The sequence below is a fragment of the Sphingopyxis sp. genome, assembly GCF_035944815.1.
GTDB lineage: Bacteria > Pseudomonadota > Alphaproteobacteria > Sphingomonadales > Sphingomonadaceae > Sphingopyxis.
The window spans coordinates 560226-571819 of sequence record NZ_DASZAU010000009.1 but is presented as its reverse complement, the minus strand read 5'-3'; the positions used below and the strand labels follow the sequence as shown (position 1 = coordinate 571819).

Genomic DNA, 11594 nt, shown 5'->3' with positions numbered 1-11594 from the left:
GGCGTTCAACAAAAAGTTGAAATTATGGCCGCGCCTAAGGCAGCGCGGCGCGCCATTTGTCAAGGGTTGAAGCCCAAATCAGCAGGTCAGTCCGAGGCCGTCGAGCACCGCGCTGCCGAACAGCGCGCGATGCGCCGGATCGGGAAGAAGCCGGCCCTGCGCCGCGCGCCAGCGGCGAAAATCCTCGCCATAGTCGGCGGCGACGCGCGCGGCGTCGAGGTGGCAGCTTTTCGCCCAGTGGCGGGTAAATCCGATCCCTTCCGCATCGAGGCATTCGACGACGCGGGCATAGGCGTCGGCGGTGCGCTGGCTGCGCGGGCCGTCGAAATCGATCACGGCGTTATGCGTAAAGCGCGCTGGAGCGAGCAGCCCCTCGGCGCGCTCCATGAAGCGCACGGTGACAACCGTCGAGCCGCCATGTTTGGCATAGACCGCGCAGATGCGTTCAAAGGCGCGTGCGAGGTCCGCGCGGTCGATGGTGACCGACGCATTGAAAAGGTCGGCGAGCGGCCGGTGCGTGTCGAGCCCCTCCCCCCAGCTGCCAAAGACCGGCGGGTCATCAACGTCGGGGCCAGCCGCATAGCCCTGCTTCATCGCGAATTGCAGCAAGGGTCCGCGCGCCCATGGATAGTCGTTGAGCAGGCGGCCGAGCAGGCTGAGCGCGTCATAACCCGCGCCAAGCTGGCCGGGCGTCGCGCGCGGATAATCGTCGCGCCATGGCTCGCGATAGAGGAACCGCAGCATCGCCGGCCGTTTGAACGGCTTGTAGGGGTTGACGATCATCTGGACGAAATCGGGATCCTCATCGAGTGCATAGGCAGCCGAAAAGCGCCGGAAATCACCCGCAGCAAGCCAGCCCAGCGCCGCCGCATCGACCTTGCGCAGATTCTGGATCGGGCGAACGAGGAATTTCGGGACGCTGTCGACGACGAGCGCGGTGACGATGCCGAGCGCCCCCACCGGAAGCTGTGCGGCGGCGAACATCGCGTCGTCGCGCAGCGGGGTCGATCCCGTCGCGGCGACAAAGGCATCGCTCATCACGCCCGCATCGGGCTCGATCCAATGGATGCCGGCAGGCGTGACGACCTGCAACGCGCGGATATGGTCCTGGATGCCTCCGCGCGCGATCATCGATCCGTGGGTGCCGGTGGCAGCAGCACCCGCGAAAGTCTGGCCGTTGCCTGCGCCGCTCGTCCACAGCGAGCGTCCCTGTTCCTCGAACTTGTCCGATACCTCGTCAACGAGCGCGCCCGCTTCGACAAGCATCAGGGCGCCCGCGTCGATGCCCGGCCGCACATCGTCGGCGCCGATACGGAAGCAGCGATTAAAGCGGCGCGTGTGGAGCAGCCAGCTTTGCGAGCTGATATTGACGTTCGACGGCGACCAGCCCGCGCCGAGCGGCCGGACGCGACGTTTCGCCGCGGCTGCCTGTGCGAGCCAGTCCTGCACCGATCTTGCCGCGATCGCGATCTCGTCGCGTCCGCGCTCGGCGTCGCCGCTGCGCAGCGCGAAGCGCGTCGCCGCCTCGCAGGTTCCCGTCCCATGATAGTTGGTCCAGCGGCCTTCGGCGCCGAGCTTGACGATCGGCATCAGGCGTCTCCCAGCGGCAGGATGCCGGCATGCGCGCGCCAGGCGATGGTGACGGGGCGCAGGAAGCCAAAGGTGGCGATCGCGACGAGCATCTGGCGGCGTGTCGCGAACATACGCACATCGCACAGCCCATGGTCGGACTCGGGCGTCACGAAAGGCTGTGCGGCCTCTGCCGCGAATCCCCAGCCCTTCAGCGTCACGACCATCTTTTCCTCGTCGAGCGGGCGCGGATTGGCGATCGACAGGAAAATATCCGCCTGCCCTGCCAGATACTGGCCGAAAAGCAGCGCAAAACCGAGCGCAGCGAGCGCCCAACCAAGCCAAATCATGCCAAAAGCCCCTTCGTCTTTTCCCCGGCCGGTGTTCCGACTCTGCGACCCGAAGAGCTAGGGCAATTTTTCCTGCCCGTTCCTTTCAACTAGCTGTATAGGCGCGCTATGCAAGTCCATCCGTTGATCGAAACCAACGCCGCGCTCGTCGAATTCTGCGACCTCATCCGGAACAGCGATTTCATCGCGGTCGATACCGAATTCATGCGCGAAAACACTTTCTGGCCAGAGCTTTGCCTGATCCAGGTGGCCGACCGCGCCCATGCCGCAGCGATCGATCCGATGGCGCCGGGCATCGATCTGAAACCCCTGCTCGACCTGCTCGTCGATAATGAAGACATGTTGAAAGTCTTCCATGCCGGCGGACAGGATGTCGAAATCATCTTCAACCTGACCGGCAAGACGCCGCACCCGATCTTCGACACGCAGATCGGCCAGATGGCGATCGGCCAGGCCGAACAGGTCGGCTATTCGAACCTCGTCGAGGCATGGATCGGGCTGCAACTCGACAAGGGCGCGCGCTTTACCGACTGGAGTCGTCGTCCGCTCGACAAGCGCCAGATCGACTATGCGATCGGCGACGTCACCCATCTCGCCAAGATTTTCCCGATGATGCTCGACAAGCTGATCAAGACGGGCCGCGGCCACTGGCTGGACGAAGAGATGGAAAAACTGGCGGACCCCGCCAATTACAGCGTCGATCCCGACAAGGCGTGGCAGCGGATCAAGATCCCCTCGCGCAAGCCCGACGTCCTAGGCCGGCTGCAGGCGCTCGCGGCATGGCGCGAGCGCGAGGCGCGCAACAAGAATCTGCCGCGCGGCCGCATCGTCAAGGACGAGACGCTCGCCGATCTGGCCGCGCACCCGCCGAAGGACCAGGACGGGCTCGGCCGCGTCCGCGGGCTGTCGGCGACCTGGCGCACGAACGATATCGGCGCGCGGCTGATCGACGCGCTCGCCAATGCGAAGCCGCTGTCCAAGGACGACATGCCCGACCGCGCGCCGCGCGGCCCGGGGCTCGGCAAGGAGGGCGTGCTTGTCGCGGACCTGCTGAAGCTGCTGCTCAAGATCCGGGCACGCGAACTCAATGTCGCGGCCCGGCTGATCGCGCGCAGCGACGACCTTGAAGCGCTGGCGGCGGGCGGTCGCGAGGGCATCGCGATGATGCAGGGCTGGCGCTACGATGTTTTCGGCCATGCCGCGCTCGACCTTGTCGAAGGCCGGATGGGCTTCGCGGTCAAGAATGGCAAGCTGGTGATGAGCGAGATCGACGCCGCGGCCGGCGCAGACTGATCGTCCGCTAGAGCAGCACCAATTCCGCTTTGGCGTCGAGCGCCTGCGCCAGCGAGCGCAAGCGGCGTTCGACCGATTCGCCTGCGAGATGATGCCAGCCGCGATCGAGGCTGAGCTGCAATTTTCCGTCGACGAGGGCAATGCTGCTCGCTTTCAACGGTGCCTCGACGCCGCCGGTCAGGCGCTGCGCGAGCCGGATCGCCAAACCCCATTGCCGCGCCCGCGCCAGCCTGTCCGACCCGACGAGGTCGCCCATCGCCGGAAAATCGCTGTCGGCGCCGCCGAAGCCGGCATGAAGCGCGCGGGCCAGCAGAATGCGGCCCGGAATATCGATGCCGCGCCAATTGCCATGAAGACCAATTTCTGTGCCGCGTTCGGCGCGGAAATCGGGATTGGCGGACCAGGCCACGTCGCTGAGCAGGCTCGCGGCCAGACGGACACGGCTGTCGGCTGCTGCCTCACCCGCGAACAGCGGCGCGATCCATTCGGTGATCGCGCGCCCATGCGGCGCGAAACGCGCCAGCCGGCGCCCCTCGAACTCGGCGGCGACGATCAGAGGATCCTGCGCCCGCGTTTCCGCGTCGAGTGCCTGATACAGCAGGCCTTCGCGCAAGCCCGACGACGACACGGTCATTTCGGGGATATCGATGATGTTGGCGAGCGCGGCGAGCAAGGCGGCGGCGTCGGGCAAGGCGGCGGCGCGGTTCGACGCCATGCCCGGGATCGCGCGTAGCTCCTCGAAACTCAGCCGCTTGGTCGCGCGGACAAGGCGGCGCAGCGCCGTCCGCGGGAGGGTATGCTGGTCGAGCACGGCAAGCGGGTCGTGCGTCAGTTCGAGGTCGAGGCGCGACAGCGCACGCCAGGAACCACCGACGAGATAGAGCGGAAGGCCGGTCAGACCGCCGGGCCAGCCGGCGTCGCGGAGCATCTTGCGGACCGCGCGCTCGAAAGCCTGTTGCCCGTCCTTGCGCAGCGCCGGCAGGCGCAACACGCCGAGCGGGAAGGATGCGCGCCGTCCGACCTGTCCGTCGGATACTTCGGCGAGTTCGAGGCTGCCGCCGCCAAGGTCGACCGCGATGCCGCGCGCATCGGGAATGGCCGCCAGCACGCCATAGCCCGCCGCTTCGGCTTCTTCCTCGCCCGACAGCAGGCGTATCTTGAGCCCGGCCTCGGCCGCAGCGGCGATAAAGTCCGGGCCATTCGCGGCGTCGCGAACCGCCGCGGTGGCCACGCATTGCAGGTCCTTGACCTCCATATGCCGGGCGAGCAGCGCATAGCGGCGCAGCGCGGTCAGCCCGCGTTCGGCATCCTCTTCGGCGATGCGGCCGTCGATCGCGAGCCCGCGGCCGAGGCCGGCCGCAACCTTTTCGTTGAAGATCACCGCCGGCGCGCGCGCGGGGCCTTCATAGACGACGATACGCACCGAGTTGGAGCCGATGTCGATGACCGCAGAACGGTGGACCGCCTGTTTCGAGGAGCGTAGCAAACCCAAGTCTATTTTCTCAATCTTCGCGCACATCGAATGCGAGCGTCGGGACGTCCTGACGCTTGTGAAGTGCGGTTCCGCGGCCCGAAAGCGACGGGTTGTTCATGAAATAATGGTGCAAATTGAATGGCTTGTCTCCCGAACTCACGCGCACCGAGGTGCCATCGGGTTGCAATATCCAGCTTTGTTCATTGTCGATCAGGTTCGCCACCAGCACCTGGTCGAGGATCTGGTCGTGGACCGTCGGATTTTCGATCGGGATCATATATTCGACGCGGCGGTCGAAGTTGCGCGGCATCCAGTCGGCGCTCGAAATATAGAGCTTCGCCCCGCGGTGCGGCAGCGGGGCGCCGTTCGCAAAGGCCCAGACGCGGCTATGTTCGAGGAAGCGGCCGACCACCGATTTGACGCGGATCGTCTCCGACAGCCCCGGAACCCCCGGACGCAGGCAGCAGATGCCGCGCACGATCAGTTCGATCGGCACCCCCGCCGCACTTGCCTCATAGAGTTTGTCGATGATGTCGGGATCGACCAGACTGTTCATCTTGGCCCACACGCCCGACGGCAGCCCTGCCTTCGCCGCCGCGGTTTCGGCGTCGATCAGTTCGGACAGGTGCGCGCGCATGTTGAGCGGCGACATCGTGATCAGGTCGAGCCGTTCGGGTTCGACATAGCCGGTGATATAATTGAACAGCTGCGCCGCATCGCGCCCCGCGCGCGGATCGGCGGTGAAGAAGCTCAAATCGGTATAGATGCGCGCGGTGACGGGGTGGTAATTGCCGGTGCCGAAGTGGCAATAGGTGCGGTACCCCTGCCCCTCGCGGCGGACGACCATCGAAATCTTGGCGTGCGTCTTCCACTCGATGAAGCCGTAGACGACCTGCACGCCGGCGCGCTCGAGCTGGTTCGCCCAGAGGAGATTCTGCTCCTCGTCGAAACGCGCCTTGAGTTCGACGACCGCGGTCACCGACTTGCCCGCCTCGGCCGCCTCGATCAGCGCGCGGATCACCGGCGACTGGTTGCCGGCGCGGTAGAGCGTCTGCTTGATCGCGACGACGTCGGGGTCGGCCGCCGCCTGCCGGAGGAAGGAGAGCACGACATCGAAGCTCTCGTACGGATGATGGACGACGATGTCCTTCGAACGGATCGCCGCGAAACAATCGCCGCCATGTTCGCGAATCCGTTCGGGAAAACGCGCCGAATAGGCGGGGAATTTGAGGTCGGGACGGTCCACGTCGACGAGCGCGGAGAGAGCGGCGAGCCCGATAAAGCCGCCGATCTTGGCAACGATCGCCTCATGCCCCTGAATATCGGCATTCAGCACCTCGGCGATTTCGCCGGGCATGTCGGCTTCGAGTTCGAGGAGGATCACGCGGCCGCGGCGACGGCGGCGGATCGCGGTGCGGAACAGGCGCACAAGATCCTCGGCCTCTTCCTCGAGCTCGATATCGCTGTCGCGAATGATGCGAAACACGCCCAATGAGCGGATCGCGAAGCCGGGGAAAAGCAGGTCGCCGAACAGTTCGATCAGATATTCGATCGGCACGAAATGCCCGGGCTGCCCCGGCACCGGCACGAAGCGCGCGAGCGAGGCGGGGATCATCACCAGTTCGCGGATCGTCTCGCCGCTCGCCTTGCGCTGCAGGTCGAAGATCACCCCCAGCCCACGGTTCGGGATGAAGGGAAACGGATGCGCCGGGTCGAGCACCTGCGGCGTCAGGATCGGGAAAATCTGGTCGATGAAATATTGGCGGAGCGCGGTGCGCAGCGCCTCCTTGTTCGACCCGGTGCCGTGGACGACAATGCCCTGTTCGGCGAGCAGGCGGTGCAGCAATTGCCATTCGCTCTGCTGCTGGTCGACGAGGCGGTTCACCTCGGCCTCGATCTCGGCGAGTTGCTGTCCGGGCGAGCGGCCGTCGGCCGAGGGATCGTCGATGCCCTGCAGTTGCTGGCCCTTCAGTCCCGCGACGCGGACCATGAAGAATTCGTCGAGGTTGCTGCCCGAGATCGACAGGAAACGCAGGCGTTCGAGCAGCGGATGCGCGGGGTTGCGCGCTTCCTCCATCACCCGCCGGTTGAAAGCGAGCCAGGAGAGTTCGCGGTTGAAGAAGCGTTCGGGACCGAATGTCGGCGGCGTCGACGCCGTTTCTGCATCATTGTCGGCGCGAAGGGGCTGTCCGGTTAGCGACATGTGGCGGCATCCTGTCGTTCGAGGAGATCGGGATCGATCAGCCCCTGTGACAGTAATGTTTCACGCGTAAGACGGATGCCGATGCCGCCGCCCTTTTCGAGCGACGCAGCATCGAGCGCAGCAACGACCCGGAGGATCGCGGCATAGCTGCGCTCCATCCGCGGCACGATATAGGAGGCGACGCCGGGCGCGAGCGCGATGCCGCGCTGCGCGAACAGCGCCTCGATCAGATCGCGCGCAAGGCAATCGTCGGGGTCGCCGATCGTCAGCACGGGGACCGCGGCGAGGCGCGACCGAAGGTCGGGAAGCGCGACATTCCAGTCCGACGGCGGCGCATCGGCGACGATCAGCAGTGGCGTACCGCCCTGCTGCGCGGCGTTCCAGGCGTGAAAGATTTCCTCTTCCGGCACGCTGTCATGGCCGTCGATCACCCGGCCGCCGGTTTCGGCGGCGAAAAGCCGGCCCATCAGGCTGCGTCCCGATCCGCGCGGCCCGGTGAGCACGGCGGTCCGTACCGGCCAGGTCGCGACATGGCGCAGATAGCGCACCGCATCGGCGTTGCTGGTCCCGACGATCAACGGCCCGTCGTTCGACCCGCCCGCGCTCCAATCGAGCGGCAGGGCGATCTGTCCCGATGTCCTTGCCATCAGCGACTGATCCTGAGCGTGCTGCCGCCTTCCTGCACCTTGTACCCGCGTCCGGCGAGCGCCGCCTTGAGCGCGCCGATATCGCCGCGGAAGGTCACGCGCATCACCGACGTGCCGCCAAGCGCAAGGCTGGTGGTCGAAGCCGACTGGACCCCCGCGATGCCGCCCACCGCGCGTTCGGTCGCGGTCACCGAATCGACGTCGGGCGAGCTGTACTGGACGGTGAAGCTTTGTACCCCGACCGGTGCGGTCGTCGGCACGCTCGCGTCGGTTTCGGTCGGCAGCGCCTCTTCGTCGGTCGCGACCTCTTCGGGCAGGTCTTCCTTTTCGACCGGTTTTTCGAGGACGAGATAGGTATCGGTCCGCAGGACGCCGGCCGCGAGCGCGTCGATATAAATGCGGTCCATCCGCGCGACCGCCTTTTCCATCATGTCGGGCAGCGCCGCGGGGCTGGGGCCGGTCATCGTGAAGCTGGAAATCAGCTTGCTGTCGGGACCGAAGCGCGCGGTGAAATAGCCTTTGATCGGGCCGCCGGGATAGGAATATTCGACCCGCGCGATCGGGGTCAACACGTCGGCGGCGCCATATTGGTCGAGGATCACGCGCCACCAGACGCGGCCGCGGCGGCCGGTCTGCCCCGCGTTGATCAGCAGCGTATCGGCGCCGGTGCCCGCAGTGCGGACATAGTCGATCGCGCTCTGCCCCGTATTATATTCGGCCCATGCGCGCTGCCAGGCGCTGCGCTGTTCGAACACCTGCGGAATGCCGTCGATCGAATAGACGGGGATGACGAGCAGCGGCGGCGAGCGCAAAGTCCGCCCGCTGACGCCGAGAATCTGGCCCGCGCGGACGCGGTCGAATTGCACACCGAGCTTAGCGACATAACGACGCGGGCCGATCTGTTCTTCCTCTACGACGATCGCGGTGACGATGCCGTCGAGCACCGAATCGCCGAGCTTGGGGCCGTCGCTGCCATTCAATTTGCGATAGAGTTGCGCCCAGCCGAGGCGCTGCGCCTCGCGCCAGCCCTTTTCGCGGGCGTCGTCGGCATTGTCGCCGGTGACGTCGACCATGATGCCGCTGGCAAGGAAATCGCCGCTGCTGTTGATCGGGGTGATGCCGCGATCGCCGCGGCTGATCTGCCCCTCGACCACGCCGACGAGCAGAATCGCGAAAAACAGGCCAAAAAGTGCGGCCCAGCGCCAGTCACGGCCGCGCAGCAGGTCAAAGGAAAAGCTCGGGGCGAAGCGGGGGAAAGCGGCCGAAATCATATCTTCTCTATGCTTTGCCCAAAAGCGTGGCCCCGGACAAGGAAATCATGGCATTTCGTGGCCAGAGTCGTTAGTCGCGCTGGCCATGGATTCCAAGCACAACCAACCCGCCTCCTACACTTATGCCGAGGCCGGCGTATCGATCGAGACCGGCAACGCGCTGGTCCGTGCCATTGCCCCGCTCGCCCGTGCGACGCGCCGCCCCGGCGCCGACGCCGACCTTGGCGGCTTTGGCGGTTTCTTCGACCTCAAAGCCGCGGGGTTCAACGATCCCTTGCTCGTCGCCGCGAACGACGGCGTCGGCACCAAGCTCAAGCTCGCCATCGAATCGGGCAAGCATGACGGCGTCGGGATCGATCTTGTCGCCATGTGCGCGAACGATTTGATCGTGCAGGGCGCCGAGCCGCTGTTTTTCCTCGACTATTATGCCACCGGCAAGCTCGACAATGACGTCGCGACCGAAGTCGTCGCGAGCATCGCCGAAGGGTGCAAGCAGGCCGGCTGCGCGCTGATCGGCGGCGAGACCGCCGAAATGCCGGGCATGTATTCGGACGGCGACTATGACCTCGCGGGCTTTTGCGTCGGCGCGGTCGAGCGCGATCAGGTGCTGACCGCCGACAAGGTCGCGGCGGGCGACGTCATCCTCGGGCTTGCCTCGTCGGGGGTGCATTCGAACGGCTTTTCGCTCGTTCGCCGGCTCGCTGCTGACAAGGGCTGGAAACTTGAGCGTCCAGCGCTGTTCGACCAGAATATCCTGCTGATCGACGCGCTGATGGCGCCGACGCGCATCTATGTGAAGAGCCTGCTCCCGCTCGTGAAGACCGGCCGGATCCACGCACTCGCGCATATCACCGGCGGGGGACTGCTCGAGAATATCCCGCGCATCCTGCCCAAAACGCTGCACGCGCATGTCGATGCCGATGCTTGGGAGCAGCCGCGGCTGATGGCGTATCTGCAGGCGCAGGGCCATATCGAGCCCGAGGAAATGGCGCGCACCTTCAACTGCGGGATCGGCATGGCGGTGGTCGTTGCCGAAGGCGATGTCGCCGAAGTGACGGCGGCGCTCGAAGCCGCGGGCGAGACGGTGCACCGGATCGGCCATATCGCCGAGGGCGAAAAGGGCTGCACCGTAACGGGCAGCGCTGAGACATGGAGCGCGATGGGGTCATGGAGCGCCACGCATAATGGCTAAGGCGCGTGTCGCCGTCCTGATATCGGGCGCCGGCACCAATATGGCGGCGCTGCTTTATGCGGCGAAGGCCGGAAACTGCCCCTATGAACTGGTGCTCGTCGGCAGCAACGATCCCGACGCGCCGGGCCTGAAAATCGCCGCAGCCGAAGGCATCGCGACCTGGGCGTTTTCGCACAAGGGTATGAACCGCGACGCGTTCGACGCGCTGGTCGACGAACAATTGCGCGCGGCGGGCGCCGAGTTCGTCGCACTCGCGGGTTATATGCGAATCCTGTCCGACGATTTCGTCGCCCGCTGGGCGGGCAGGATGATCAACATCCACCCCAGCCTGCTGCCGCTCTACAAGGGGTTGAACACCCACGCCCAAGCGATCGAAGCAAGCGACAAATTCGGCGGATGCAGCGTCCATATCGTGACGGCGGGCGTCGACGATGGCCCGGTTCTGGCACAAACGCCGGTCGCGATCCTTCCCGGCGACACGGTCGAAACGCTGGCGCGGCGCGTGCAGTTCGCCGAGCATCAGCTCTATCCCGCGACGCTCGCCGCTTTCGTGACGCGCGAACGGTCGCCCGACTATTTGCGCACCCGCGTCCGCGACCTTGCGATGGCGCTGCCCGAAGCCGACGAAGTCACCTCGCACGGCATGCCGTGCTTCGGTATCGCCAAAGGCAAGAAATTCGCCTATTTCACCGAGGACCATCATGGCGACGGCAAAATCGCGCTGCTGGTGAAGATCAGCGGCGCCGAGGAGCAGGCGATGCTGATCGAGCTCGACGCGGACCGCTATTACCGCCCCGCCTATTTCGGCGACGGCTGGATCGGCATCCGGCTCGATCTTGGCGACACCGATTGGGATGCAATCGGCGAGTGGCTGCGCAAGAGCTGGCTGGCAGTGGCGCCGAAGAAGCTGGCGGGACTGATGGGGGTGGCGGAGGAGTTCTGACGATGACGCGATTGTTCGCTTGTCTGTTGATCCTGTTGCTTGGCGGCTGCGGCATGGCGGTTTCCGAAAAACCGATGTTTACTGCGGCTGATACGGCGGGGGCGCCAGTGCTTGCCGATGGCGTCTGGCTGATGAAAGACGATCCTGCCTGCCGCGTCGATATCGCCCTGCCCGTGTCGCGCTGGCCCGCCTGTGCCAGCTGGGTGGAGCATCGCGATGGCCAGTGGTCCGAACCATCGGGCGGAACCATGCCGACGGTCAAGCCGCTCGAAAACGATATCCTGTTCGTCGGCGGCAAGATCGGGCTGATGCAGGTCGGCTTCAAAGACGCCGAAACCGAGTGGGACGGTCCGACCTATATGTTCATGGCGTTCGACAATCCGGCCGGCGGCGACAAGCTCAAGTCCATCGCCCTATGGCCCGTCATGTGCGGCACGATGATCGATTATAAAAGCGCGGCCGAAGAGCGGAATGCGACGCCCGTCGTGAAACAGCGCTTTGCGGGGTTCGACGAGAAATGCCGTCCGGCGTCGCAGGACGCGCTGCGCGCCGCCGCCGCCCCGAGCCGTCCGCATCCGTCGAAACTGCTGCGGTTCCGATGGGTTCGCGAGCGCCTCGACTAAAGGACCTAATTTACGAAAAAAGGCCGCCG

10 protein-coding genes are annotated in these 11594 nt (G+C 65.5%); 4 read left to right on the top strand and 6 right to left on the bottom strand.

Going from position 1 to position 11594, the window contains the following annotated elements; all coding sequences use genetic code 11:
- Positions 1–78: 78 nt before the first annotated feature.
- Both VGU00_RS13350 and VGU00_RS13345 read right to left on the bottom strand, forming a co-directional pair.
- Positions 79–1590, bottom strand: coding sequence for an FAD-binding protein (locus VGU00_RS13350; RefSeq protein ID WP_327469259.1), 1512 nt, complete (start codon positions 1588–1590; stop codon positions 79–81).
- Positions 1590–1919 (bottom strand): hypothetical protein, encoded by a 330-nt coding sequence (locus VGU00_RS13345; protein ID WP_327469257.1) that lies wholly within the window; start codon positions 1917–1919, stop codon positions 1590–1592. The genes VGU00_RS13350 and VGU00_RS13345 overlap by 1 nt, the downstream gene beginning before the upstream one ends.
- A 108-nt stretch (positions 1920–2027) precedes the next feature.
- On the opposite strand from VGU00_RS13345, the gene rnd reads away from it, so the two are divergent.
- Positions 2028–3212, top strand: coding sequence for a ribonuclease D (gene rnd, locus VGU00_RS13340; protein ID WP_327469255.1), 1185 nt, complete (start codon positions 2028–2030; stop codon positions 3210–3212).
- 7 nt (positions 3213–3219) lie between these two features.
- On the opposite strand, the gene VGU00_RS13335 is transcribed toward rnd, so the two are convergent.
- The 4 genes from VGU00_RS13335 to VGU00_RS13320 are packed head-to-tail and all read right to left on the bottom strand — an operon-like array spanning position 3220 to position 8807.
- Positions 3220–4731: a Ppx/GppA family phosphatase gene (locus VGU00_RS13335; RefSeq protein WP_327469253.1), complete on the bottom strand. Its 1512-nt coding sequence runs from the start codon at positions 4729–4731 to the stop codon at positions 3220–3222.
- Positions 4715–6889 carry an RNA degradosome polyphosphate kinase gene (locus VGU00_RS13330; RefSeq protein ID WP_327469251.1) on the bottom strand — a complete coding sequence of 725 codons (2175 nt, stop codon included), beginning with the start codon at positions 6887–6889 and terminating at the stop codon, positions 4715–4717. Before VGU00_RS13330 ends, VGU00_RS13335 begins: the two co-directional genes overlap by 17 nt.
- Positions 6880–7536 (bottom strand): HdaA/DnaA family protein, encoded by a 657-nt coding sequence (locus VGU00_RS13325; protein WP_327469249.1) that lies wholly within the window; start codon positions 7534–7536, stop codon positions 6880–6882. Before VGU00_RS13325 ends, VGU00_RS13330 begins: the two co-directional genes overlap by 10 nt.
- Positions 7536–8807, bottom strand: coding sequence for a heavy-metal-associated domain-containing protein (locus VGU00_RS13320; RefSeq protein ID WP_327469247.1), 1272 nt, complete (start codon positions 8805–8807; stop codon positions 7536–7538). The genes VGU00_RS13325 and VGU00_RS13320 overlap by 1 nt, the downstream gene beginning before the upstream one ends.
- Before the next feature lie 85 nt (positions 8808–8892).
- Here VGU00_RS13320 and purM point away from each other — a divergent pair, with 85 nt between their 5' ends.
- The 3 genes from purM to VGU00_RS13305 are packed head-to-tail and all read left to right on the top strand — an operon-like array spanning position 8893 to position 11565.
- On the top strand, positions 8893–9999 hold the full coding sequence (gene purM / locus VGU00_RS13315; RefSeq protein WP_327469245.1) for a phosphoribosylformylglycinamidine cyclo-ligase: 1107 nt from the start codon (positions 8893–8895) through the stop codon (positions 9997–9999).
- A complete protein-coding gene (purN, locus tag VGU00_RS13310) occupies positions 9992–10942 on the top strand; it encodes a phosphoribosylglycinamide formyltransferase (RefSeq protein WP_327469243.1) in 951 nt (316 codons plus the stop codon). Before purM ends, purN begins: the two co-directional genes overlap by 8 nt.
- Before the next feature lie 2 nt (positions 10943–10944).
- The gene (locus VGU00_RS13305) at positions 10945–11565 is read left to right on the top strand and encodes a hypothetical protein (RefSeq protein WP_327469241.1); all 621 of its coding nucleotides are present in this window, start codon (positions 10945–10947) and stop codon (positions 11563–11565) included.
- Positions 11566–11594 lie beyond the last annotated feature (29 nt).

Bases quoted from the DNA above. Each gene is read 5' to 3' on its own strand.
- VGU00_RS13350 (WP_327469259.1), bottom strand. From the start codon at position 1,590: ATGCCGATCGTCAAGCTCGGCGCCGAAGGCCGCTGGACCAACTATCAT.
- purN (WP_327469243.1), top strand. From the start codon at position 9,992: ATGGCTAAGGCGCGTGTCGCCGTCCTGATATCGGGCGCCGGCACCAAT.
- VGU00_RS13335 (WP_327469253.1), bottom strand. From the start codon at position 4,731: ATGTGCGCGAAGATTGAGAAAATAGACTTGGGTTTGCTACGCTCCTCG.
- VGU00_RS13330 (WP_327469251.1), bottom strand. From the start codon at position 6,889: ATGTCGCTAACCGGACAGCCCCTTCGCGCCGACAATGATGCAGAAACG.
- VGU00_RS13320 (WP_327469247.1), bottom strand. From the start codon at position 8,807: ATGATTTCGGCCGCTTTCCCCCGCTTCGCCCCGAGCTTTTCCTTTGAC.
- VGU00_RS13345 (WP_327469257.1), bottom strand. From the start codon at position 1,919: ATGATTTGGCTTGGTTGGGCGCTCGCTGCGCTCGGTTTTGCGCTGCTT.
- rnd (WP_327469255.1), top strand. From the start codon at position 2,028: ATGCAAGTCCATCCGTTGATCGAAACCAACGCCGCGCTCGTCGAATTC.
- purM (WP_327469245.1), top strand. From the start codon at position 8,893: ATGGATTCCAAGCACAACCAACCCGCCTCCTACACTTATGCCGAGGCC.
- VGU00_RS13325 (WP_327469249.1), bottom strand. From the start codon at position 7,536: ATGGCAAGGACATCGGGACAGATCGCCCTGCCGCTCGATTGGAGCGCG.
- VGU00_RS13305 (WP_327469241.1), top strand. From the start codon at position 10,945: ATGACGCGATTGTTCGCTTGTCTGTTGATCCTGTTGCTTGGCGGCTGC.